The organism is Porphyromonas pogonae (assembly GCF_036320655.1).
GTDB lineage: Bacteria > Bacteroidota > Bacteroidia > Bacteroidales > Porphyromonadaceae > Porphyromonas > Porphyromonas pogonae.
Map to the genome: position 1 here is coordinate 2,846,285 of NZ_CP143258.1, position 24,571 is coordinate 2,870,855.

Consider the following 24,571-nt stretch of genomic DNA (forward strand, 5'->3'; position numbering starts at 1 on the left):
CCGGGACTGCAACATCACACCCAGACAAGCATGGATACAGACACATCATTGATAGCGAACATGCGCACGCTATACCGAGAGATAATCAGTAAAAAGGAGTTAGATGAAACAATAGAACGAGGGAGGAGCCCTCAATGAAATGTGAGAAATGGAATGAAAAAAGATCCGTACATAGCGACACGAATATAGAACGTCCAAAAATGAGATGGGCGTTGTACTTTTTACAAATTCGGCTACTGTATACGGTTGGTCGGTAAACTCACAAATAGGACAGTGATGGTGAGTCTCTGCAACTTTGTAACATGACTCAAGGACAGAGTGTGAGGAGTAGGTATCCGACTCTATGTGAAATATGGGATGTAGAGCTGTGACAATGTGGAGCGCTATGAATACGCCCAACAGCAATCGTGCCACTCTACAGTTATACAAAGATTTTCCCATAATTATAGTAATGATCGTAAGTAAAAATAGTTAAAATATTTTTGAAAAGGCACAAGCCCTGCCTATTTTTTCTCATAAGTTATCGGATCGGAATGGTTGTTTATCGAGAAATGCCTACGCAAAATTTGACACAAGATATAATGAGACTGTTGCAAAAGTCAACAGTCTCGTGGATTTTGGAGGCAAAGCCCACAAAAGACACTTTGACCGGGCAGAGAAGGTAAAGTGCAAGGCGCTAAGAGTGAGTGCACAGGGAGTTTACTTCAGGTAAATGACCAAGCGCGAATCTCGCAAGCAACGAAGCAATTGGCCTGCTATGCAACGGTCTCATAATAGTAATGAGGGTGCGGGGACCTCCTCCAAAGGCTTTATTACAGGTAAGAAGCATAGCGTTAAATAAGTCAGGCTTTAAGATACTTATATTGTTAAATATATACGGTGCACATAACATCAAAAGAAACCAAAGCGACATTATATTCTACACTTTTTGCCACCACAATACAAGCAATAGGGTGAAGATCAAGCTACTATATTTTGACGTAAAAACAGGCATTCTTTTACAAAATATTTATTTGCACAGAAACGCCAAAAACACTTGACAAAGGGGGTGTAAATGTTATATCTTTGTGAAGCAGGCCCTCCGGTAAACTTATATTATTGACACTACCAATCCGGAGAGGAATGCCTTGTTTATTAATTTATTAAAACTTTATTTATTATGAATTTTTCTTTGAATGAAAGAGTGCTGAAAGTAGGCGAAAAGAAAGGCACAAAAATCTATGTGGCACGTCCTGTGTGCCAAAGACAACGTTTTACATTTACAGAGCTTTGTAAAAAAATGAGCGATGGCTCCACGGTAAGCGAACCTGATGTAGCAGCCGTGTTTTACAAGTTTGTAGCATCTCTCAAGGAGCTATGCAGTCTGGGATATGTAGTGGATGCAGGCCCCTTGGGAAGCTTCAGACCTTCTTTTAGAAGCAAGTCTGTAGATGATCCTCAAAAATTTGATGTAGAAAAGAACATCTCTCATGCCAAGATTTTGTTCATGGCCAAATCGAGCTTCAGGCGTTTAGAAAAAATGCAATATTTCCCAGTTCCGAAAGGGTATAATAAACTCAAAAAAGAACCGAAAAAGCCCGTAACTCCCGTTATTGATCCCGGGAGCGGACTGTAATAGTTGCCTTGCTATTATAGAGCAGATAAGTTGAAAAAAAGCTGATGTGAATGCTCTTTGCCCAATCCTACTCCGGAAAGCATGCGCCGGAGAAGATTGGGAAGAGCATGAAGCTATCTGGCTGTAAGTTGAGCGACCTATCCATATTCTACGCATTACACTCATCTTTAGACATCCCTACTATTCTTCCCCACCTATGTCATCTGCCGGCATGACTTGGGTGAGGCAGGAAGAGAGTACCTTATATTCCATTTTATTTATCTTTTATATTTACATATTTACAATGAAAAAACAAGATGTTCGATATATCATTATCCACTGCTCCGCTACCCGCTGCAACATGACTTATACAGCTTTTCAGCTCGATCAAGATCATAGGATGCGTGGGTTCAAAATGGCAGGTTACCACTTTTACATACGTCGTGACGGAGAAATAGAATCCATGAGACCCACCAACCACATTGGGGCACATACTTTGGGTTACAATAGCCAAAGTATAGGAATATGCTACGAGGGGGGACTCTCCACTACGGGCAAAGCCGCAGACACAAGGACAGATGCACAGAAAAGGGCGATCATCAGACTTCTGAGAGTACTTAGAGCCGACTATCCCTATGCCACCGTATGCGGGCATCGAGACTTGAGCCCCGATCGCAACAAAGACGGTATGATCACTCATGACGAATGGCTGAAGGAGTGCCCCTGCTTTGATGCCCTGAGGGAGTATGCAAGGCTATGAAACCAACACATCATCAACTAAGATACACGGAACTGATAATGGCTTGCCTCCTGGCTACGGCTGGGATGTGTCTACTCTTTGTCGCCTTCTATGCCCCACCTCAAGGGGAAATACACACAAGTGTACTGGTGGCGTATGGAGAAGTAATGACCTTTGCCGGAGGGCTCATGGGGATAGACTATCATTACCGAAGGAATGCTTAGAGAATTAATAAGGACAAAAGCCAATGTTTATAATTTCAGACACAACATGAATACAAATTTTATATACTTTATCGCATTATCGGCTATGGTGGCTTTAAATACGAGCTGCAGAACTTCTAAAAAACCGATCCAGGTAGTGGCAGCACATACATCCATAGGGCTGGTTAGTGTAGATAGTTCTGTAAAAAGTAAAGCAGAGAAAAGGATCGCCGAGACTAGGAGTATGACTATAGAGGAAGAAATTACCGAGATCACGGGGATTCCTTCGGGCAACATGCATAAGACCCAAGTGAAAAGAATGAAACGGTACCTTTATGCAACTACAAACAAACAACAGGAACAGGAGCAGACATTATATTCTCTAAAGAAGACAGACACGCTATGCATGCAATATGACCAAAATCGCCTGAACAAATCGGGCTCGAAAATACGGGAAAGTATTATGAATGTAAAATGGATTCTAGGCATGGTACTGGCAATCTCTCTCACAGGAATAATAATTTATAGATTGCATCCCTATCTGATCAAGAAAATGAGATATTCTTGCTGATAGCTATAGCATACCCACAAACCGATAAGCAATTCAAAACAGGTGATTAACAGAGACTGTTGCAAAAGTCAACAGTCTCGTGGATTTTGGAGGCAAAGCCGACAAAAGACACTTTGACCGGGCAGAGAAGGTAAAGTGCAAGGCGCTAAGAGTGAGCGCACAGGGAGTTTACTTCAGGTAAATGACCAAGCGCGAATCTCGCAAGCAACGAGGCAATTTGCCTGCTATGCAACGGTCTCTAACAATATTATCCTGATTGACCCAACCTCTCACACAGCAAATACAACCTTTTTTCTTTAATGGATGTTGTATTCTATAACATAAATTATTTTAATAACACCGATACATTATAATATGAATGCGAACATACCCGACAGTAAATTACCCCGATTAGTGATTATCGGTGGAGGTTTCGGTGGGCTTAAACTGGCACAGAAGATAGATGATAAAAAGTTTCAGACTGTACTGATAGATAAGAACAATTACCATCAATTTCCTCCACTGATCTATCAAGTGGCTTCATCAGGGTTGGAGCCAAGCTCCATAGCTTTCCCTTTCAGGTCCGTACTGCGAAGGCGGAAGAACTTTTACTTCCGACTTGCTGCCTTGGAAGCTGTGGATACAGAGAATAAAACGATACGCACCAATATAGGCGAACTAAAGTATGACTATTTGGTATTGGCCTGTGGAGGCACTACAAATTATTTTGGGAACAAACACATCGCACGCTACGCGCTACCTATGAAATCGCTGTATGAATCGATGAACCTACGCAATGTATTGCTACAAAACATAGAGAAATCCTTGTTTACCTCAAAACCGGAAGAGAGAGATGCTCTACTCAATATAGTCATTGTAGGAGGAGGTCCATCAGGAGTGGAGATAGCAGGAGCATTAGCCGAAATGAAGAATTATGTAATCCCCAAGGATTACCCTGACCTTGACATCCGGCATTTTCACATCCATTTGATTGATGCTTCACCGAGATTGCTTTTGGCCATGTCGCCTCAAAGCTCTGAAGCGGCAAAAAATGGGTTGAAATCGCTGGGTGTAGAGTTGCACCAAAACACACTGGTAACAGACTATGACGGAGAAACAATTACGTTCAAGGACAATACCACTTTGAGGAGCAAAACGGTGATCTGGGTTAGTGGTATCATAGCCAATGCCGTAGAAGGGGTACCATCCGATGCCATAGGTCATGCAAGACGCATACTTGTGGATGAATATAATGCTATCAAAGGCATTCGTGATGTATATGTTATAGGTGATCAGTCACTACTTACTGATGACCCTAAATATCCTCACGGACATCCGCAACTGGCGCAAGTAGCACTACAGCAAGCATCACAACTAGCAGTAAACTTAAAAAGGATAGAAGAAAAGAAAGCTCTACACCCCTTCAGATACAAGGATCTCGGCTCCATGGCTACTATAGGTAGAAACAGGGCTGTGGCTGAGATAGGTAAAATCAAATGGAGTGGTTTCCTGGCATGGGTATTATGGTTGGTAGTCCACTTACGCTCGATACTCTCAGTACGTAACAAGGTGGTAGTACTCTTCAACTGGATGTGGAATTATGTGACCTACGACCGATCATTACGCCTTATACTCAAACGTAACATACCCACTGAGCCTCACGAGAACAACACCAACAAATGATATAATAAAGGCGTACAGCTCAAAATAAATTATAAAGCTTGTTAATCGGGAATAAAAACCAGTAATAGGAAACGAATAAGGGTCGACTGAGAAGCATCTCAGATCGACCCTTATTGTTTTCAGATTATGTTATGGTACAGGAGGGACTATCATTCTTCCTTAACCTGCCACACAGCGCCTTGCATAAGGAGATCATGCAGTGTACGTGTAGGATCTTTGGCTTGGAGCTCTTCGATCTGAGTCTTTACCTCCTGATCATATACAGGAGTCTGTACATCACGTATTACACCCATAGCAATGGGGAGGTCTCCCCCCATCATGGAAAGCATCATGTGTAAAGTATTGTTCTCTTCGTGAGCATCATGCACCAAGATATCATCCATAGTATAGCCATCCTCACCTATAGTCACTGCTTTGAGCTTAAAGCCATCCAGAACAATACCTTTGTTTTTATCCTTACCAAAGATCATAGGCTTGCCATGCTGCAATGTAATAGTCATATCGTCACGTACTTCTTTGAGTGAGTAACCTTTGTGAATACCATCATTGAAGATCACACAGTTTACCAACACTTCTATTACTGAAGTTCCCTGGTGTTTAGCGCCCTGCACCATACAGAGCTGAAGGTTCTTCATATCCACATCGAGGCTACGCGCAAAGAACTGCCCGCGTGCTCCCAAACAAAGTTCTGCCGGGATGAAAGGATCTTCCACAGTACCGTAAGGCGAGCTCTTGGAAATAAAGCCTCGAGCCGAAGTGGGCGAATACTGACCTTTGGTGAGACCATAAATACGGTTGTTGAACAGCACAATGTTGATATCAACATTCCTCCTGACTGCATGGATAAAATGGTTACCACCGATAGCCAAGCTGTCGCCGTCACCTGTAGCCAGCCATACCATCATATCAGGATTTGCCGTCTTTACACCGGTTGCTATGGCAGCGCCTCTTCCATGAATAGTATGGAATCCGTATGTATTCATATAGTAAGGCAAGCGTGAGGAGCAACCGATACCGGATATCACTACCGAGTTATGAGGAGCTACCCCAACCTCAGCCATAGCCTTCTGCATGGTTGCGACTACTGCATGGTCACCACAACCCGGGCACCACCGCACGTATTGGTCGCTTTTATAATCTTTAGCTTCAAAAGCGCATTTATTCATCGTTTCCATAAATATTATTCCTCCATGATTTTAGTTAAGGCATCCAAGAGTTCTCCCTCATCGAGCGGTTGACCGGTGACACGGTTGTACTGCTTGGGCACAAAACCATCGATCATACCTCTGAGATACTTGGCAAATTGTCCGCTGTTTTGCTCCACAACCACGACTTTAGAGTATCGGGTAAGAACATCCCGAGCATTGCGGGGTAACGGATTGATAAACATAAAATGAGCCAATGCTACCTTATGACCTCGCTCGCGTAATTCTTCCATTGCTTCGTACAAGTGCCCATAGGTACCGCCCCACCCTACGATGAGCAGGTCAGCATCAGCAACATCACCCTGTACCTTCACATCAGGAATCACAGAAGCTACATTATCCACCTTTTGCTGTCTCACAGCGACCATCTTCTCATGATTGGCCGAGTCTGTACTGATAGCTCCGGTGTAATAGTCCTTTTCCAACCCGCCTAAACGGTGCTGATAGCCTTCATCACCGGGAAATGCCCAGTATCTTACCATTGTATCTTCGTTACGGGTATAAGCACACCATTTTTCAGGTTTAGTATCGAATTGCTTTACCGTATTTGGAGTAATAGAAGGATAATCTTCGATTGTGGGAATGCGCCAAGCGGTAGAGCCATTGGCTATAAATGAGTCAGTAAGCAGTATGACGGGTGTCATAAATTCCACAGCTATTTTGGCAGCCCAATAAGCTGCATCAAAGCATTGTCCGGGAGTAATACCGGATATAATAGGCAGAGGCGACTCACCGTTGTGTCCGTATAGAGCCTGCATCAAATCGGTCTGTTCGGTCTTGGTTGGCAATCCCGTAGAAGGACCACCACGTTGTACGTCTACTATTACAAGGGGTAATTCCGCCATAATAGCCAAGCCGATAGCTTCACTCTTGAGAGCAAGTCCGGGCCCAGAAGTTGTGGTAACTGCAAGGTTACCAGCAAAAGAAGCTCCTATAGCAGTACAGATCCCGGCGATTTCATCTTCCGCCTGCACCGTTTTCACGCCCAGAGCTTTGAGTTTGGCCAATTCGTGCAAAATATCAGTTGCCGGAGTGATGGGGTAACTACCCAAAAAGAGAGGAAGCCCTGATCGCTCGCTAGCCGCAACCAATCCTAAAGATGTAGCCTTATTACCATTGATATCTACATAGTAACCGGGCGTTTGCTTCTGGCTCTCTACACGGTATATGCTAGCACTGGCATGTGTATTGGCTCCGAAGTTAAATCCATCGTACAATGCCCTGTTATTGGCATCTCGCACGGCTGGTTTCTTACCGAATTTTCTGTTGATAAAGTCTTTGGCATGATCCAACGGTCTGTCGAACAACCAACAGATAAGCCCCAAAGCAAACATATTCTTGCATCGGAGCGCTGATTTATTGTCCAAGCCGAATTCCTTCAGATTATCCTTGACCATTGAAGATATGGGAGCCGCCACTAACTGCTGGGTAGTGAGGCCTATCTCTGAGAGTGGATCATCGGTAGAAAATTCTGCTTTTTCGAGATCTTTTGCTCCAAAAGAGTCACTATCTATGATAATGATGGAGTTCGGTTTAAGGTTCTTTTTGTTTACCTTCAGTGCGGCGGGGTTCATAGCCACCAACACGTCGGCTTTAGCTCCGGGTGTGTATACACTACTTGTTCCGATGTGTACCTGAAAGCCGGATACTCCGCTGAGAGTTCCTTGTGGTGCACGAATTTCTGCGGGGAAATCAGGCAATGTGGAAATAGAGTTTCCATACATCGCGGACAGATCGGAAAAGATTGTTCCGGTAAGTTGCATACCGTCTCCGGAGTCTCCTGAGAAACGTATTACAACGTCTTTCAGTGTTTTTATGGTTGTCTTTTCTGCCATAACGTAGAAGATTTATGTAGAGGTTTTGTCACAAAGTTTAAGTTGACATATAATATCAATTCCATAATGTACGACGGAACAAAGCTAACCAATAATTAAGATGTCCACAAACATTTTCAAATAAATTTATGTCTATTAGCAACTTTGCCATTCGAAACGATAAACCTCAATAAGAAATTATGTGATTATTAAGTGATTATTATAAGAAAAGGGAAGTGGATACTCCCCTTTGGCCATCAGGGAAAAGCCTATAATCCCATCTGTTTTTTTGTTGACAACATGCCACACGCGGCCGAAATATCTTCACCACGCGAGGCTCTTATGGTAGCTGTGAATCCTTTGTTTTCCAATGAGTGTCTAAACTCTTCCATACGTGCATCATTTACAGGGGCAAGATCCACATCGGGTATTTTATGAAAGCGTATCAGGTTGATGCGGCACGGTATACCCTTCAGTATTTTGGCCAACTGAGCTGCGTGCTGCGGTGAATCATTGCGCCCTCTGAATACAATGTATTCAAAGGATACCCTCCGCTGTCCTGAAAAATCATATTGTCTGATTAGATCTAGCGTATCCATGAGCGCCATACCTTTCTCAGCAGGCATAATCTCCATACGTTCTTCCGGATAAGGGTTGTGCAAGCTCACTGCCAGGTGGCAAGTGGTCTCATTCAGGAAGCGTTCCAGACCTTTGCGCACCCCCACGGTTGATAGTGTAATGCGCTTAGGACTCCACGCCAGTCCCCACTCCGCCGTCATGACTTCTATACAGCGCAGCACGGCGTCCAGGTTGTCCAGCGGCTCGCCCATTCCCATAAAAACGATATTGGTGATCAGGTCGGATTCCTCCACAGAAAACACCTGATTCAATATCTCGGCAGCACTGAGATTGCCCTTCCACCCTTGTTTACCGGTCATGCAGAAAAGGCAATCCATCTTACAACCAATCTGCGAAGATATACACAAAGTAGCACGCTCGCCATCGGGTATATACACAGCCTCCACCTTGCCATTATTTTTCACTTCGAACAGATATTTCCGAGTACCGTCTGTTGAGAGCTCCGAACATAGCGGTACATACCGCCCCACTGTAGAGTGAGCGTGTAATAAGTCTCTATTGCGCTTGGATATATTAGTCATTTCATCCACCGAAGCAACCTTTTTCTTGTAAAGCCACTCGGCAATCTGCTTGCCCGTAAAGCGGGGCATGCCCAGACCTACGGCAAAATCGGTGAGCTCTGCAAGAGTCATCCCTAATAGTTTCGGTCTGTTATCTTGAAAATCCATTAAATCAGTATCTTTGATTACTACAATTGTAATTAATTAGAAGAAGCGTATCAAATCTACGAGGACAACACCTTATCCCCGACAAATACCGCAACCGTCTAACAACCACAAAAATACATGAAATAATTGACAGATGTAGCCTATATCTCAAGATACTTGCATAGTAGACCTTGATTCACTTACCTTATGTATACGTTTAGTAAGATATTTACAACTTGGCACAGTCAGCCAAGATAATCACAGACAGGGCAGAATGCCAGAAACCATTTCCCAATGTATCGCATATATTCCACTGTAGTTTCATGGCTGTCCGTATAGGGGGGGGGTATCCTTCACATGCTATATGAGATCAATCACGTCTTTACGCTCAATACCATGAAATATAACTATATTTACATGGATGTTTACCGTGTGCTATGCGATGTCGCATACAAGATGTATATGCAATATACTGATAATGACTCGCACCTCCACACACCGGGTATAGACAGAGGAAGAGTCATTAGGGGAAATACGATGGAGAGTAAGTCACAATGTTGACAACTGCTCCTTGTAGGAGTAAAAGCCCGAATAGCCACCGAACCCCCTCTCTTCCCAATATGACAATTGAGTAACAAACAATGGAAGAAGTAAGAATAGACAAATGGATGTGGGCTGTAAGGATATTTAAAACCCGCTCCATAGCCACCGACGCTTGTAAGAAAAACAGGGTCATGATCAACAATACCGCAGCCAAGCCCTCACGCACCATAAAGGTAGGCGATGTGATATCCGTAAAGAAGCCTCCCATAACCTATTCGTTCAAGGTGCTACAACTATCGCAAAATAGGATGGGAGCAAAGCTTGTCAAGGATTTTATGGAAAACATTACCCCACCCGACCAATATGAAATCCTTGAGATGCAGAAAATATCAGGCTTTGTAGACAGAGCCAAAGGTTTGGGGAGACCTACAAAGAAAGATCGCCGTGAGCTGGAACAATTCAGCGACGATATGCCGCAAGACTTCGAGTTTTTTGACTGGGACGAAGAGTGGTAGCCCATCACATGAGCTTGAATGTAGATAAACGGCTTGCACGCCTTTAACCATGCCAAAACCTCTATATATTTCCCTATATCGGAGGCTCCAAAATTTCATCCTATACGGACGAATGACCTATCCTATACGGACAATCGTTTTATCATAGACGGACAATTGTTTTATCGTATACGGACTAATGACCTTATATGATAGGTCATTAGTCCGTATACGATAGAATTTTCATCAGTAAATATCAAGACTTCAACAAACCACAGCATACTCAATCTAAGCAGACAAATTTCTATGTAAATAAGTATGACGTTTCATGAGACTGTTGCAAAAGTCAACAGCCTCATGGATTTTGGAGGCAAAGCCGACAAAAGACACTTTGACCGGGCAGAGAGGGTAAAGTGCAAGGCGCTAAGAGTGAGTGCACAGGGAGTTTACTTCAGGTAAATGACCTAGCGCGAATCTCGCAAGCAACGACGCAATTTGCTTGCTATGCAACGGTCTCTTCATAGGATGCAAGCCCAAACAAAACTTCTATACCAACATCATCAGATAATCGAAAAGGCTGTTATTTTAAAAGAATTTAATTGATTTCATCTTTTTACCAACTATTTACACTTTTTACCCCACATGCAAAACCCACTTAATAAATATAAGATAAAAAAAACTCGCATATAAAAATGCAAAACGTTAATAATTTTAAAATACATCAGAAATATAACCAAGAACCGAAATAAAATTAACTTTGCATTTAGTTATAAACGGAAACACAACGTGTATTACTAAAAAACCACACAAACAAGGCCATTTATTGAAATTAATTGAATATAAACTAAGAAAAAATCATATATACCACTTATAAATTCACTATGAAACAAAAGCACTTTGGTTTATTGACACTCGTACTTTCAATGCCGTTATTGGGAGCCGGCCACCTGCAGGCTGCCACTGTTGCGGACAAGAACGAGAGTGTAAATCTTCCCGAGCTCAACATGCAACAGGGGAAAAAAATAACCGTAAAAGGGAATGTTACTGACAACAAAGGCGAAGCTCTGATAGGCGTGAGCGTAGCCATCAAAGGGACTTCCTCCGGTGCCACTACCGATGTAGACGGCAACTTCACATTGCAAGTGACCCCGGGCGCAACGCTTGAGATCACCTACGTGGGTTACAAACCACAAACCGTGAACGTAACCAACCAAACCTCTCTCAAGATTGTGATGCAAGAGGATGCTACGGCTCTTGATGCTGTGGTAGTAACCGCTCTCGGCATCAAACGTTCGCAGAAAGCTCTGAGCTACAATGTTCAGGAAGTAAAAAGCGAGGCTCTTACCACGGTGAAAGATGCTAACTTCATGAACGCCCTCTCCGGCAAAGTAGCGGGGGTAAACATCAATGCTTCATCAGCAGGTATCGGCGGTGCTACCCGTGTGGTAATGCGTGGACCTAAATCTATGACCCAGAGCAACCAAGCCCTGTACGTAATAGACGGTGTGCCCATCTTCAACACCAATGGCGGAGCCACGGAAGGCATATACTCAAGTCAGCCCACCGGTGAAGGTATATCAGATATCAACCCGGATGACATTGCATCCATTTCGGTTCTTAGTGGCCCTGCAGCAGCTGCTTTATATGGTTCGTCGGCAGCACAAGGTGTGATCATGATTACAACTAAAAAGGGTAGAGAAGGTAAGATTTCTGTGATGTTATCCAACAGCTCTTCGTTTTCTGCCCCCTTCATCATGCCGGAGTTCCAGACAGAGTACATAAACAATACAGGAGAAGTTAAAACCTGGGGCAGTAAACAAGCATCGCCTTTCGGGGCTTATGACCCAAAGAAATTTTTCAACACCGGCTCCAACATTCAGAATACTGTATCTCTGACTATCGGGAATGAAAAAAATCAGACTTACCTATCCATAGGCTCTACCAATGCAAAAGGTATTATACCCAATAGCAAGTACGACCGTTACAACTTCACCTTCAGGAACACGACTAAATTCTTGGATGACAAGCTGACACTGGACTTCGGCTTTAATTTCGTGAAGCAGAAGGATCAGAACCTCATGGCACAGGGGCAGTATTTCAACCCCCTCGTAGCTCTATACCTATTTCCTAGAGGCGAGAGCTTCGAGTCAGTACGCACCTATGAGATATGGGATCCTACCAGAAAAATTTATACGCAAAACTGGAACTTCGGTGATGCCTTAAAAATGCAGAACCCATACTGGACGGCTAATCGCATGAACCGATATGCCGACAAAAAGAGATACATGGGTAACATATCACTGAAATATCAGATCTTCGATTGGCTCGATGTCACAGGACGTGCCAGAGCGGATATTGCCAATATCTTATATGAAGATAAAAGATATGCCAGCACCATCGATATCTTTGCCCACTCTCCTTACGGATTCTACGGATATAACAAAACCGAAGAGAAATCGGTATATGCGGACTTGATGGCAAACATTAACAAACGCTTCGATGATTATTCTATCTCGTCCAATATCGGTATATCTACCAATAAGACCGATTTGGACAGTAGAGGTTTCCAAGGAGGGCTTAGAAACCCATCGAATATGTTCAATCCTAACCAAATCAACTACGGCACCCCCACCAATGACAACAGACCTATATATACAGATCACTCACACTTGAGCAACTCTGTTTTTGCCAACGTGGAGTTGGGATGGAAAAACATGCTCTATCTTACGATGACAGGACGCGAAGATTGGGACTCCGCTTTGGCGTACACCAACGGTAATCCATTCTTCTACCCCTCCGTAGGTTTGTCCGGTATCATCTCTGACATGGTAAAATTACCGGAATGGTTCAATTACCTCAAAGCAAGGGCATCATGGGCAAAAGTAGGATCACCTATCCCTGCTCACATTTCTTCGCCCAACAGATACGTTTACAACCCTGCTTCACAGAGCTACAGCACTGTAACGTACAAATTCCCTCAAGATTTCTTCCCCGAGCAGACTTACTCATGGGAAGGTGGTATCACAGCTAAATTCCTCAATAATAAGTTGAGCCTTGATGCTACATTCTACCAATCCAATACAAAAAATCAGACATTCTTGATGCCTATAACACCTACCGAAGGCTTTGATCATGAGTATATACAAGCCGGCAATGTGAGAAACAGAGGTTTGGAATTGTCTCTGGGTTATAACAATACATGGGGTGATTTTAACTGGAACAGTGTCTTGACCTATAGCACAAACAGAAACAAGATTATAGAGCTTATCCCGGGTTCCAAAGAGCCGATCTCCAAAGGCGGTCTCAACGGAGCCAATGTGTACCTCAAAGAAGGAGGTTCTATGGGTGATATCTACATTAACAAGGATATCAAAAGAGATCCCGAAGGCAACGCTATCCTTGACGCCAAAGGTAATATTATGCTTACCGACCTACCCTCTCCTATATTCAAAGGATCAGTATTGCCCAAAGGCAATCTGGGATGGGTTAACGATTTTACATGGAAAGGTATCAATTTTGGGTTCATGTTCTCCGCTCGATTTGGAGGTATAGTTCTCTCACAAACTCAAGCTATTTTGGACGAATACGGTGTATCGAAAGCTTCCGCAATAGCCCGTGACAACGGAGGTATCCCCGTGAACAAAGGCATTATCAGTGCAGAAGGTTTCTACAGCGTTACAGGCGGCGACAATCCTCTGTGGTCACAATACATCTACGATGCCACGAATGTACGCCTGCAAGAAGCTCACTTATCATATACCCTTCCTTCCAAATGGCTGAGCAACAAAGCAAAGCTCTCACTTGGCATCACTGCCAGAAACCTGTTTATGATCTATAACAAAGCTCCATTTGACCCTGAGCTCACGGCTTCGACAGGAACTTACTACCAAGGCTTTGACTACTTTATGCAGCCTAGCTTGAGAAACTTCGGATTCAACATTAAACTGCAATTCTAATCTAATTTATTACTCTGAAAAGTATGAAAAATAAATATATCGGGAAGGCTATGAAAATAAGCTGCCTCATCTCTTTGGCTGCAGTAATGCTTACGGGGTGTACTTCTGATTTTGAGAAGATAAACAACCCGGGAGAAAGCGCCAGCAGTACGGATTTGAGTATCGATAACTATCAAATAGGCTCTTTCCTCGTACAATTGGAAAACAATGCGTTTCCCGAGCAGGAGAATGCATATCAAATGAATATGGACCTTATCGGTAATTACTTGGGGCGATATCTTACATATAGCAACAATGGTTTTACCAATAAAAACTTTGCCAGATTCAATGCTCCGGACGGATGGGTGAGATATCCATTCTCAGATATGACACCGAAAGTTGTAAGTGCCTTCAACGAAATCAAAAGACTCTCCACAAAGGAAGACCTCAACTACAACTGGGCTCTCATCCTCAGAACTTACGCTATGCTTAGCCTTACGGATAAGTACGGCCCTTTTCCGATGGGGCTAAATGCTAACAACCCAAAGGCTTATAATTCTCAGAAGGATATTTACATCTCTTTGTTCCAAGATCTGGATACTTCTATCAAATTTCTCGAAGGCTTTGTAGTAGCCAATCAAGGCAAGAAGTTCAATGCCGAATTTGACAAAATATACAACGGAGATTTCTCTAAATGGCTCAAATTTGCCAATTCGCTAAAACTGCGCATGGCTATCAGAATACGCTTTGCAGAGCCCGAAATCGCAAAAAAATATGGTGAAGAAGCGGTGAAATCAGGCGTCATGACTTCCAATGATGACAATTGCCTTATCACATACGTGCCCAGCGGATTGTACAAAACCTCTGTAGAGTGGGGAGACAGCCGAGCATGTGGTGATATCGATGCTTATATGAATGGCTACAAAGACCCTAGAATTGAGAAGTACTTCAAACCAGCATCAAAAGCCGTAGAAGACAGAAAAATAGTAGGTTGTTTGGCAGGAGCCAATGTAGGTGATAAGAAAATTGCTACTGCACTGTATTCCGCTGCAAATGTGGAAGAAACCTCAAGAGGAGTCTGGATGACATTGGCCGAAGTTTACTTCTGTAAAGCAGAAGGAGCCCTTGCAGGTTGGACAGGCATGGGGGGAAGTGTAGAAGAGTTGTACAATCAAGGTGTAAAAGCATCATTCGATCAATGGGGTGCAGGCAATGCTGATGAGTACCTGAAAAACACCACCAACAAGCCCAACTCCTATAAAGATGCAGAAGGCGGGTACGGACAAAACATGCCGGCTTCCAGCAGTATCACTATTAAATGGAGTAGCACTGACAGCCCTGAAGTTCAGATGGAACGCCTCATCACGCAGAAGTGGATAGCCATGTACCCTAATGGACAAGAGGCATGGAACGAAATACGTCGTACAGGATACCCCAAAGTATTTGACATCCCCACTTCCAAGAATGGCTACACCTTGTTGGTTCCTAACAGAATTCCGTTCGACAATGAAGAGAAAGTGAAAAATCCGACCAATTACACAGAAGCAGTGAAGCTGTTGGGTGGGGCTGATGACTATGGAACTAAAATGTGGTGGCAGAAAAAGTAATAATATATTGATAAGACAAATGAAAAACTTAAATATAATTTCATCATTCCTGATCACTGCTTGCACGTTACTGACATCTTGCAGCAAATGGACTGAGACAGAAATAAAAGAACCCCTCAGCCTTGTAGGAACTAATAAAAGTGAAGCTTACTACAAGCAACTGAGAGAATACAAAAAAACTGACCATGCTGTAGCATTCGGGTGGTTTGGTAACTGGACAGGTACAGGATCGAGTCTTCAAGGTTCTTTGGCCGGCCTGCCCGACTCAGTGGATTTTGTATCTCTGTGGGGTGGTTGGAAAAACCCCACTGCCGAACAGATCAAAGATCTGCGCTTTGTACAAGAAGTCAAGGGTACTAAAGCCCTTGCATGCGGGCTCATCTTTGACATCGGGGACCAGATCACCCCTGCCATGCCCAAAGAAATGGAAAAAGCAGGTAAAACATGGGAAGAGTGGAGATACGAATATTGGGGATGGTCTACCGCGAATGATGAAGAAGGGCTGAAAAAACGCCAAGCTGCAGTGATCAAATATGCGAATGCAATCTGTGATACAGTATATAAATATGGCTATGATGGCTTTGATATTGATGCGGAGCCCAGCTATGCCCAGCCTTTCCAAACCAAGAAAGAGCTATGGGAACTAAATAAATCAGAAAAAGATCGTACCCTCATGCCTCTTTTCGTAGAAACATTGGCTAAGCGTATTGGTCCGATGGCACAAGATGAAGCCGGAAGAAAGAAACTTTTGGTCATAGATGGTGAGCCGGAAGCTGTACCAGCTAAGTATGGTAAGTATTTCAATTATTTTATTCTTCAGGCTTATGATGATGGCTCACAACCCTCAAAGAGTCGATTCTCAAGCCAAATAGACCACTTCAAATCGGTTTTATCTGTAGAGGATATCTGCAAAAAAGTGATCATCACTGTAAATTTCGAAAGCCATGCTCAGACTGGAGGCAGACCTATGGGACAGATCATGACTTATGCTCAGTACAATCCTGTAATAAACGGGGTCACTTATCGCAAGGGCGGAGTAGGTTCCTATCATATGGAATATGAATACCTCGCCACGCCGGCCGACAATGTAGCAGGCATTGACATGAGAGATATGAAAGGCGCTACTTATCCTTGGTTGCGTAAGTCTATCCAACTAATGAATCCTGTCATCAAATAACAAACATCAAAGACCTATGAAATTTTTTAGAAATAAGACTAACGGTCTATTCCTTACCTTGATGATATCTGTGCTCATAGCCGGGTGCAACGACGCAGAATATTCCGCAAAAAAGGATCAGGCTTACATAGCACAAACCAATACGCGCACCAACCAGTCTGAGAAACTGAAAGTGGCAAATGAAAACGTGAGTACGGATATCAGTGTAAGGGTATCAGACCTTCAGAATACAGACGTAGACTTTTCTCTACAGATTGATGAGGAAGCTCTGGCTGCTTTCAACAAGCAAAACAATACCAATTACAAACCGCTTCCCAAAGCTATGGTTACGGTATCGGACACCAAAGTGTTGATAAAAAAGGGTAGCACATTCTCAAATCCGCTGAAAATCACAGTGAAGCCTCTGAGTGCAGAGATGAAAGACTCGGGTGAGAAATACGCTGTTGCCTTCAAACTCTCCAATGCGGGAGGTAACAATATGGCTATCTTACCGGGAGCCGATCGTTTGGTTTATATCATAGAACCGGTAATCGTTACCCAAGCCCCTGTCTTAGGGAGTGACAAGTTGGGTTACCGCTGTGGTATGGCTAATGCTGAGAAATCAGTGGATCTTAAGTCTTGGACCGTAGAAATGCGTGTAAACATGAGCGGATTTGTTATCAATAATCAAGCTTTGTTCGGTAACTGGGGTAAAGACTCTGAAATCTATATGCGCTTCGGGGATGCTGCTACACCATTTAATACGCTACAAGTGAAATTCGGCAAAGCCGGACAATTCGACAGATCTAATGCTGTCTTTGAACCTAACTCTTGGTACCATATCGCAGTCACCTATGACGGGACTAAAGTAACACTATATATCAATGGACAAAAAGATCTCGATACGGATAAGCCCGCCGGTACAGTATTCAATCTTGGAGAGAAGATATGGGTGGCAAGCTCCAGTGCGCAATACTTTAGAAACGCATGTATGATGAGCGAAGTGCGCATATGGAACATAGCTCGCAGCCAAAAACAAATCCAGGAGAATGAGTTTTCCGTAAGTCCTACTACTCCGGGCTTGATGATGTATTGGAAGATGGACGAAGGCAAAGGAAGTCTATTGAAGAATTCGATAAAAGGAGCTCCGGACATGAATATCTACAATACAAGCGACGAGAAATATATGGAAAAAGCCGCTCCAAGATGGATGGACAATATTAGATCAGACGGTAAAGGGCGTACAAAAATTGATTAATTATTAGCGGGAGGGATGATCATCAGAAGACTCTCTCCCGATATAAAAAACATCTAATTAAGAATGAAAAAGAAATTACTTTTGGCATTTGCTTCCGTTGTGTTTTGCAGTCCTATTTTCACATCTTGTGACAAAGGCATTGAAATAGGATCGGAACTAAATCCAACCGAAAAAATAGACGTTACGTCCATAAAGGCCTACGTAAGTACCGGAATAACCCCCTTCAATACAGAGAAGCTGGAAGTGATAGAAAATCCGACATCAATATCAGGGCCAAAAGACACCATCAAGTTTTATGCTTATCTTACTGCTCCGGCTAATGAAGATGTAAATATTACGCTGGCAACATCAGCAGACACAACACTGCTCAACGAATATAATACAGCAAACGATAAGAAACTTAAATCAGCCCCAGAAGGCATAGTGAATTTTGTGAATCGCTCTGTAGTAGTCAAAAAAGGAGAACTAAAATCAGAGCAACCATTGAAAATTGCTTTCAAAGATTACAATCTTCTAAAGAATTATACTGACGGAGCATTAGCTGTATTGAGAATCGAGAAGACTTCAAACAACATTAAAGTAAGTGAGAACTTCGGACAATTCTTCGTTGATTTTACTAAAAACAAAATCAATATTAAAGAGAACGGTGACTTAACTAAGAAGACAGCTATAGATAGCAAAGAACTAAAAGCCAAAGCGAACAATCAATATAGCGCGACTTATAAGGCTGAGAATGTTATTGACAAAAATATCAAAACTATATGGTTGGGAGCTCGTTCTACACCGAATCTCAATTTAGAGATAGAGATGTCACAACAAGAAAAGCTAAGTGGTATAAAGATCATAACACCAGATAATCGTTATGAGGGATACTCTGCAAAGAAAGTTAAATTATTGACAAGCGAAAATGGAACAGATTGGGAAGTTCAGGGCGCATATACTTTAAATGGAGCAACAGTAAATCCTCCTGCATCTTTCAATCTTGAATTCTATGCTCCTGTGAGTTGTAAACTAATAAAATTAGAGATTTTGGATTCTTATTATAGTGCATTTGCATCAATCGCAGAAATAGAGCTATACAAATAATCCGGTATTTTAAACTGTAAGATGTGAAGGGTGTGTCATAAAAATGACATGCCCTTCTTTTTTACTGAAATAAGGAAATTTCGTAAAATGAGACTGTTGCAAAAGTCAACAGTCTCATGGATTTTGGAGGCAAAGCCGACAAAAGACACTTTGACCGGGCAGAGAAGGTAAAGTGCAGGGCGCTAAGAGTGAGTGCACAGGGAGTTTACTTCTGGTAAATGATCAAGCGCGAATCTCGCAAGCAACGAAGCAATTGGCCTGCTATGCAACGGTCTCATAATGCTAATATTAATTACAAGGGGTATGGCGCCACCAATTAATTGTATTAAAGACAATTAATCAAAAACATATTTTTTTAACATCAAATTAAGTGTATAAATAAATGTACTATATCTGGTAACATACCATAAAACTCATAAATTCCGCATCCAATAAGCAATTGGGATAAATTGGAATATTTCTCTTCTTATTGAAGTTTTATATAAAAGATGTTATTTAGTCGTTTTTTGTTGTTTTTGATGTTTTTTAGAAGTAGCTTTGCGCCGAGTTTTGATTTTAGTAATCAAGCTCTTAAATAAAATACTTTATAAAGTATAGGCAAACATTACTCAATGTAAATTAAAAAAAGTTCTAAATCCTATGAAAAGAAACTTTTTATGGTCATTGATGGCATTATTGATCCTAATCCCCAACATGGCTTTTGCTCAAAAGGCAATCACAGGAACCGTTGTGGACGAAAACAATGAGCCATTGATCCAAGCAAGCGTTGTGATCAAAAGCAACACTACAATCGGAACAGTTACAGATGCCAATGGAAAATTCACTATCAAAGCATCGCCCAATGATGTTTTGCTTTTTTCTTATCTGGGCTACACTCCTCAAGAAATCAAAGTTGGAAGTAAAACCACCATCAATGTAAAACTTGCTCCGGACAGTAAGATGCTCGGCGAAGTTGTTGTGACAGCTATGGGTATCAAAAGATCTGAAAAGAGCTTGCCCTATGCTACCCAAAAAATAAGTGGTAAGGCTCTGACAGAGGTCCCCACCACTAACTTCCTCTCAAATTTTGCCGGTAAAACAGCCGGTATGTCTGTATCCGGATCCGGATCCAGTGTTGGTAGTTCTGTAAAAATTATACTTCGTGGTAACCGCTCTATCTTTGGCAATAACCAACCTCTATATGTAGTCGATGGTACACCTATCAATAGTGGAGCATTTAGCCAGACAGGAGCCGAAGGTGGCTACGGTGGTGGTATCGACGTAGGTGACGGATTATCAGCCATCAATGCAGATGATATTGAAAGCATCAACGTGCTCAAGGGTGCATCTGCTGCTGCTCTCTATGGTAGCCAAGCTGCCAACGGGGTTATCATGATAACAACTAAAAAGGGTAAAGAAGGTAAAACTTCTATCAATATCAGCTCTGCATTTCAGGCTGACGTACCTTATATGACCTACAAATTCCAAGGTGATTATGGTATGGGTGTAAACGGAGTATCCAAAGTAACTGATGCAGGATGGGGTCCTAAACAGGCTGTTAACAATAGCTTTGTAAGAGATTTCTTCCGTACGGGAACTTCATTTATCACAGGGGTGAACATTTCCGGAGGTAGCGAGAAACTTCAGAACTTCCTATCTTACCAAAACACTTCTGCTGCAGGTATCGTAGATAAAAATACAATGTCAAAGCACAATATTTCATTGCGCTCTACAACCAATTTATTTGACAAATTCATTGAAGTCGATGGTAGTGTGGCTCTTACTAAACAAAAAATCAACCACGCTCCGACCTCTCCGGGACAATACTTTAACCCTGTAGTGGGACTTTATTTGTATGCCGATGGCACAGATTCATTCAACAAATACAAACAAGACTACGAGTTGTTTGATCCTAAGACAAACATGATGCAACAAAACTGGCCTGTAATCGGAGATATCAACTTCAATCCTTACTGGCTGGTAAATAACCACAATTACCTGAGCAATATGAATAAGGCGATCACTAAGTTGAACTTAAAGTTCAATCTTACAGATTACCTCAACTTCCAGCTCAGAGGTAGCTATGACCGTACTTGGATAGAAAACGAACGTAAAGTAATGGCTGCAGCTTTCCCTTCAGGAAAACGCGGGGGACGTTACGAATACATGAATGATCAATTTATCTGGGCTTACGGAGACATGTTGTTGCAGTTCAATAAAACATTTGGCAAACTATCTGTTTTGGCCACATTAGGCTCAAGCATCTCCGACAACCAAGTTCGTAAACATGAATATAAACTTGGTGATTTGCAGATCCCCGGCATCTTTGATGTAAATAACTATATCAACGGCGATAAGCCTGGAGTAGGTCAGACCAAAGAGCACAGACAGTTGCAAAGTGTATTCGGCACAGCATCACTCGGTTATGATGACCTTGTATACCTTGACTTCACTGCACGTAATGACTGGTCCTCTACACTGCCTAAGCAAAATAGAAGCTTCTTCTATCCTTCTATAGGATCCTCATTCATTTTCAGCAAGCTCATGCGTGACAACGATGTTTTACCTTCATGGCTCAACTTCGGCAAATTGCGTTTGTCATGGACACAAGTAGGTAATGATATGCCATGGGGACTTACCAATCCATTGGACAAACTCAAAGCCGGCGGTGGTATCGAAGCTAATACAGTAAAACCATTTACAGATTTGAAGCCTGAAAAGTCTACATCAGTGGAAGCAGGTCTCAACCTTCGCATGTTTGATAGCCGCCTTACTCTAGACATGGCATGGTATCAAACCAACACTGTAAATCAATACTTCTTGGTAGATAATACATCAGGTTCAGGTTACTCTCAGTATTATATCAATGCCGGTAAAGTACAAAACAGAGGTTTCGAAGCTACATTAGGATTTACACCCATACGCAACAATGACTTCGAATGGACAGGAACCCTCAACTTCGCCACCAATAAAAATAAGATAATATCTCTTCCTGATGTGTACAAAGACAAGGGGCTTCCGCTTAGTGCAGGAGCTTTCAGCTATCGCTTGTACGAGGGTAAAGAATGGGGTGAGATGTACGCAAAACGCATCAAAAGAGATGAACAAGGGCGTGTAATCCTCAGCCAAAAAGGAAGTGAAGATTACCAGCTATCACAAACTAGTGATGAAGAGAGAATAGGAAATGTAAATCCTGATTTCAACCTGGGTATGTACAATGAATTCCGCTATAAGAACTTCTCATTAGGATTCCAGCTCGACGGACGTTTTGGCGGCAATGTGATTTCCACTACAGAGGCTATGCTATCAGCAAAAGGTCGTAGTGAGCAAACAGGTAATGCTCGTAATGCCGGAGGTGTAAAGGTTCCTGCCGTACTCAATAAATATGATGCCAATAATAAGCTCATCAGCTCAGAAGAGTTTACTGGTCTCATTAATGCTCAGAAATATTATCAGAAAGCAACAGCTGCAGATGTAGCTCTTTACAAAGCTACAAACATCCGCTTGCGTGAGTTATCTCTTTCTTATAATTTACCCAAAATTCTCATTGATAAAACCAAGTTCATTACAGGCGCACGCATATCATTTATAGGTCGCAACCTCTTCTTCATTTACAGAGATGCTCCTTATGATCCCGAAATTGCCCTTAGCACGAGTGGCAATGGTGGTGGTAACGCAGATAACTTCAGTTTGCCTTCAACCCGCAGCTTTGGTATTAGCCTAAATGTGAACTTCTAATTATTACAAAGCAATGAAAAATAAATTTTTTACATACGCCATTGCAATTGCATCAGGAGTAATTGCTTTGAGCAGTTGTACAAGTAGTTTTGACGAATATAATACCAATGAGTCGGGTGTTTCAGGCAAAAAGAAAGAAGCACACTTCTTATATGTAGCGGGGGGCATACCTCAAATGGAGCAGTCTATCTACTTCAACTATGACAACTCCGACTGGGCATTCCAGATTATGCAAAATCTAAGTGCAGATCTTTTCTCCGGCTATTTGACTCCCCCTACACCGTTCAATAATGACCTCAACAATATCAATTACTTTATGATGACGGGGTGGAACTCTCATTCATTCGAGCGCTACAACAATAATATTATGAAGCCTTGGCTTGAAACCAAAAATGCGATAGGAAAAGATAAGAAGTTTAGCGAGGTGTATGGTGTTGCATTGATTTTGAAAGTAATGGGAATGCAGCGTATGACTGATATATACGGTCCAATACCCTACTCAAAGTATGGCGAAGGTGGTGTATCCAGTGTATATGACAGTCAAAAAGAGATCTACAGCCAATTCTTCAAAGAACTTGATGAAGCCGTGAAATTGATCCGGGATTATCAAGCAGGGCCTAACAAAGATGTAAATGCACTGAAAGACTACGATGATATCTTCGGTGGTGATTTCAACATGTGGCTCAAGCTTGCCAACTCTCTTCGTTTGCGCGTAGCTATCCGCATCTCTAAGGTAAACCCTGATTTGGCAAAAAAACAAGGCGAACTTGCGATGAGCGACAAAGCCGGGGTACTGGAAAACAAAGATGTGCTGGTATCTACCAAGTCAATGAAGAATCCGCTTTGTATCGTTGCTGATGCATACGGAGATTCACGCATGAGTGCTGATATGGAATCTATTATGGTAGGCCTCAAAGATCCTCGTATCAGCAAATACTTCTCCTTCGCAACGGATGAAGAAATCGTGAAGAAATATGGCAAGGAGCATTATCAAGGTATACGTCAGGGAACCCATATGGTCAACAAAGATTTGAGAAAAAATTACTCGACTCTTTCAGATGCTTACATGCAAGTCAATGCCCACTCTACACCCGTACAGCTCATGACTGCTGCCGAAGTTTACTTCATTCGTGCAGAAGGAGTATTGCGTGGTTGGAGCAATATGGGTGGTACTGCTCAAAGTCTTTATGAAATGGGTATCAAAACCTCTTTTAACCTTCGTGGAGTGACAGGAGCGGATGAGTACATCAAAAACTCAACCAACAAACCCACTGCTTATGAAGATATAAAAGAACCCAAATATAATAGCCAACCTGTGTCTACAGTGACAGTGGCATGGAATGATGGCGATGATAATGAGAAAAAATTAGAAAAGATCATTACCCAAAAATGGATCGCCAACTGGCCAGAGGGTCAGGAAGCTTGGTCAGAGTTTCGTCGTACAGGTTATCCACGTCTTTTCCCTATCATTGTCAATAATAGTGCGGGTACCATTGATTCTAAGATCATGATACGTCGCTTGCCTTTCCCTGATAGTGAGCGCAAAAACAACAGTGCCGAGCTTGAAAAAGCCATCAAACTTCTTGGTGGTCCGGACAATGGCGGCACCAAACTTTGGTGGGATACCAATGCAGGAGCTGCAGATGGTAAACCCAACTTCTAATATCAACATCCGATATTACTGATTTATTACAATAAGGC

Annotated in this window: 18 protein-coding genes; 15 read left to right on the plus strand and 3 right to left on the minus strand. The window is 42.4% G+C overall.

Translation table 11 applies throughout. The features are described 5' to 3' along the window. Positions 1-712 precede the first annotated feature (712 nt). The 6 genes from VYJ22_RS11365 (at position 713) to VYJ22_RS11390 (ending at position 4,769) form a co-directional block, all read left to right on the plus strand. On the plus strand, positions 713-841 hold the full coding sequence (locus VYJ22_RS11365) for a hypothetical protein (protein ID WP_329904203.1): 129 nt from the start codon (positions 713-715) through the stop codon (positions 839-841). Positions 842-1,159: 318 nt separating this feature from the next. Continuing rightward, the gene (locus VYJ22_RS11370; protein ID WP_329904205.1) at positions 1,160-1,615 is read left to right on the plus strand and encodes an HU family DNA-binding protein; all 456 of its coding nucleotides are present in this window, start codon (positions 1,160-1,162) and stop codon (positions 1,613-1,615) included. Positions 1,616-1,898: 283 nt separating this feature from the next. Then, positions 1,899-2,354 carry an N-acetylmuramoyl-L-alanine amidase gene (locus VYJ22_RS11375; protein ID WP_329904207.1) on the plus strand — a complete coding sequence of 152 codons (456 nt, stop codon included), beginning with the start codon at positions 1,899-1,901 and terminating at the stop codon, positions 2,352-2,354. Further along, on the plus strand, positions 2,351-2,557 hold the full coding sequence (locus VYJ22_RS11380) for a hypothetical protein (RefSeq protein ID WP_329904209.1): 207 nt from the start codon (positions 2,351-2,353) through the stop codon (positions 2,555-2,557). Before VYJ22_RS11375 ends, VYJ22_RS11380 begins: the two co-directional genes overlap by 4 nt. Before the next feature lie 136 nt (positions 2,558-2,693). After that, positions 2,694-3,107, plus strand: coding sequence for a hypothetical protein (locus VYJ22_RS11385; RefSeq protein WP_329904211.1), 414 nt, complete (start codon positions 2,694-2,696; stop codon positions 3,105-3,107). A gap of 354 nt (positions 3,108-3,461) precedes the next feature. Then, the gene (locus tag VYJ22_RS11390) at positions 3,462-4,769 is read left to right on the plus strand and encodes an NAD(P)/FAD-dependent oxidoreductase (protein WP_329904212.1); all 1,308 of its coding nucleotides are present in this window, start codon (positions 3,462-3,464) and stop codon (positions 4,767-4,769) included. Between the two features lie 149 nt (positions 4,770-4,918). Here the strand turns inward: VYJ22_RS11390 and VYJ22_RS11395 are convergent, their stop codons facing one another. The 3 genes from VYJ22_RS11395 to rlmN form a co-directional block, all read right to left on the minus strand. Continuing rightward, entirely contained in the window at positions 4,919-5,944 is a 1,026-nt protein-coding gene (locus VYJ22_RS11395; RefSeq protein WP_329904214.1) for a 2-oxoacid:ferredoxin oxidoreductase subunit beta, read from the minus strand. Positions 5,945-5,949: 5 nt separating this feature from the next. Beyond that, the gene (locus VYJ22_RS11400; protein ID WP_329904215.1) at positions 5,950-7,809 is read right to left on the minus strand and encodes a 2-oxoacid:acceptor oxidoreductase subunit alpha; all 1,860 of its coding nucleotides are present in this window, start codon (positions 7,807-7,809) and stop codon (positions 5,950-5,952) included. Positions 7,810-8,057: 248 nt separating this feature from the next. Continuing rightward, positions 8,058-9,095, minus strand: a complete 1,038-nt coding sequence (gene rlmN, locus VYJ22_RS11405) for a 23S rRNA (adenine(2503)-C(2))-methyltransferase RlmN (protein ID WP_329904217.1) — start codon at positions 9,093-9,095, stop codon at positions 8,058-8,060. Between the two features lie 375 nt (positions 9,096-9,470). On the opposite strand from rlmN, the gene VYJ22_RS11410 reads away from it, so the two are divergent. The 9 genes from VYJ22_RS11410 to VYJ22_RS11450 all read left to right on the plus strand — a co-directional run bounded on the left by VYJ22_RS11410 (position 9,471) and on the right by VYJ22_RS11450 (position 24,533). After that, positions 9,471-9,635, plus strand: a complete 165-nt coding sequence (locus tag VYJ22_RS11410; protein ID WP_329904218.1) for a hypothetical protein — start codon at positions 9,471-9,473, stop codon at positions 9,633-9,635. A gap of 80 nt (positions 9,636-9,715) precedes the next feature. Further along, the gene (locus VYJ22_RS11415; RefSeq protein WP_329904219.1) at positions 9,716-10,132 is read left to right on the plus strand and encodes an RNA-binding S4 domain-containing protein; all 417 of its coding nucleotides are present in this window, start codon (positions 9,716-9,718) and stop codon (positions 10,130-10,132) included. Positions 10,133-10,992: 860 nt separating this feature from the next. Beyond that, positions 10,993-14,067 carry a SusC/RagA family TonB-linked outer membrane protein gene (locus VYJ22_RS11420; protein WP_329904221.1) on the plus strand — a complete coding sequence of 1,025 codons (3,075 nt, stop codon included), beginning with the start codon at positions 10,993-10,995 and terminating at the stop codon, positions 14,065-14,067. Positions 14,068-14,090: 23 nt separating this feature from the next. Then, positions 14,091-15,653 carry a SusD/RagB family nutrient-binding outer membrane lipoprotein gene (locus VYJ22_RS11425; RefSeq protein ID WP_329904223.1) on the plus strand — a complete coding sequence of 521 codons (1,563 nt, stop codon included), beginning with the start codon at positions 14,091-14,093 and terminating at the stop codon, positions 15,651-15,653. A 19-nt stretch (positions 15,654-15,672) separates the two neighbouring features. Then, the gene (locus VYJ22_RS11430) at positions 15,673-16,830 is read left to right on the plus strand and encodes a glycoside hydrolase family 18 (protein ID WP_329904224.1); all 1,158 of its coding nucleotides are present in this window, start codon (positions 15,673-15,675) and stop codon (positions 16,828-16,830) included. A gap of 16 nt (positions 16,831-16,846) precedes the next feature. Next, positions 16,847-18,067 carry a DUF1735 and LamG domain-containing protein gene (locus tag VYJ22_RS11435; RefSeq protein WP_329904226.1) on the plus strand — a complete coding sequence of 407 codons (1,221 nt, stop codon included), beginning with the start codon at positions 16,847-16,849 and terminating at the stop codon, positions 18,065-18,067. Positions 18,068-18,130: 63 nt separating this feature from the next. Next, complete coding sequence (locus tag VYJ22_RS11440; protein WP_329904228.1) at positions 18,131-19,153, plus strand: discoidin domain-containing protein; 1,023 nt, start codon at positions 18,131-18,133, stop codon at positions 19,151-19,153. Between the two features lie 639 nt (positions 19,154-19,792). Next, entirely contained in the window at positions 19,793-22,870 is a 3,078-nt protein-coding gene (locus VYJ22_RS11445) for a SusC/RagA family TonB-linked outer membrane protein (protein ID WP_329904229.1), read from the plus strand. Positions 22,871-22,883: 13 nt separating this feature from the next. Next, the gene (locus tag VYJ22_RS11450) at positions 22,884-24,533 is read left to right on the plus strand and encodes a RagB/SusD family nutrient uptake outer membrane protein (RefSeq protein WP_329904230.1); all 1,650 of its coding nucleotides are present in this window, start codon (positions 22,884-22,886) and stop codon (positions 24,531-24,533) included. Positions 24,534-24,571 lie beyond the last annotated feature (38 nt).

Bases quoted from the DNA above. Each gene is read 5' to 3' on its own strand.
- VYJ22_RS11425 (WP_329904223.1), top strand. From the start codon at position 14,091: ATGAAAAATAAATATATCGGGAAGGCTATGAAAATAAGCTGCCTCATC.
- VYJ22_RS11450 (WP_329904230.1), top strand. From the start codon at position 22,884: ATGAAAAATAAATTTTTTACATACGCCATTGCAATTGCATCAGGAGTA.
- VYJ22_RS11445 (WP_329904229.1), top strand. From the start codon at position 19,793: ATGAAAAGAAACTTTTTATGGTCATTGATGGCATTATTGATCCTAATC.
- VYJ22_RS11370 (WP_329904205.1), top strand. From the start codon at position 1,160: ATGAATTTTTCTTTGAATGAAAGAGTGCTGAAAGTAGGCGAAAAGAAA.
- VYJ22_RS11415 (WP_329904219.1), top strand. From the start codon at position 9,716: ATGGAAGAAGTAAGAATAGACAAATGGATGTGGGCTGTAAGGATATTT.
- VYJ22_RS11410 (WP_329904218.1), top strand. From the start codon at position 9,471: ATGAAATATAACTATATTTACATGGATGTTTACCGTGTGCTATGCGAT.
- rlmN (WP_329904217.1), bottom strand. From the start codon at position 9,095: ATGGATTTTCAAGATAACAGACCGAAACTATTAGGGATGACTCTTGCA.
- VYJ22_RS11430 (WP_329904224.1), top strand. From the start codon at position 15,673: ATGAAAAACTTAAATATAATTTCATCATTCCTGATCACTGCTTGCACG.
- VYJ22_RS11420 (WP_329904221.1), top strand. From the start codon at position 10,993: ATGAAACAAAAGCACTTTGGTTTATTGACACTCGTACTTTCAATGCCG.
- VYJ22_RS11435 (WP_329904226.1), top strand. From the start codon at position 16,847: ATGAAATTTTTTAGAAATAAGACTAACGGTCTATTCCTTACCTTGATG.
- VYJ22_RS11365 (WP_329904203.1), top strand. From the start codon at position 713: ATGACCAAGCGCGAATCTCGCAAGCAACGAAGCAATTGGCCTGCTATG.
- VYJ22_RS11375 (WP_329904207.1), top strand. From the start codon at position 1,899: ATGAAAAAACAAGATGTTCGATATATCATTATCCACTGCTCCGCTACC.
- VYJ22_RS11380 (WP_329904209.1), top strand. From the start codon at position 2,351: ATGAAACCAACACATCATCAACTAAGATACACGGAACTGATAATGGCT.
- VYJ22_RS11400 (WP_329904215.1), bottom strand. From the start codon at position 7,809: ATGGCAGAAAAGACAACCATAAAAACACTGAAAGACGTTGTAATACGT.
- VYJ22_RS11440 (WP_329904228.1), top strand. From the start codon at position 18,131: ATGAAAAAGAAATTACTTTTGGCATTTGCTTCCGTTGTGTTTTGCAGT.
- VYJ22_RS11390 (WP_329904212.1), top strand. From the start codon at position 3,462: ATGAATGCGAACATACCCGACAGTAAATTACCCCGATTAGTGATTATC.
- VYJ22_RS11395 (WP_329904214.1), bottom strand. From the start codon at position 5,944: ATGGAAACGATGAATAAATGCGCTTTTGAAGCTAAAGATTATAAAAGC.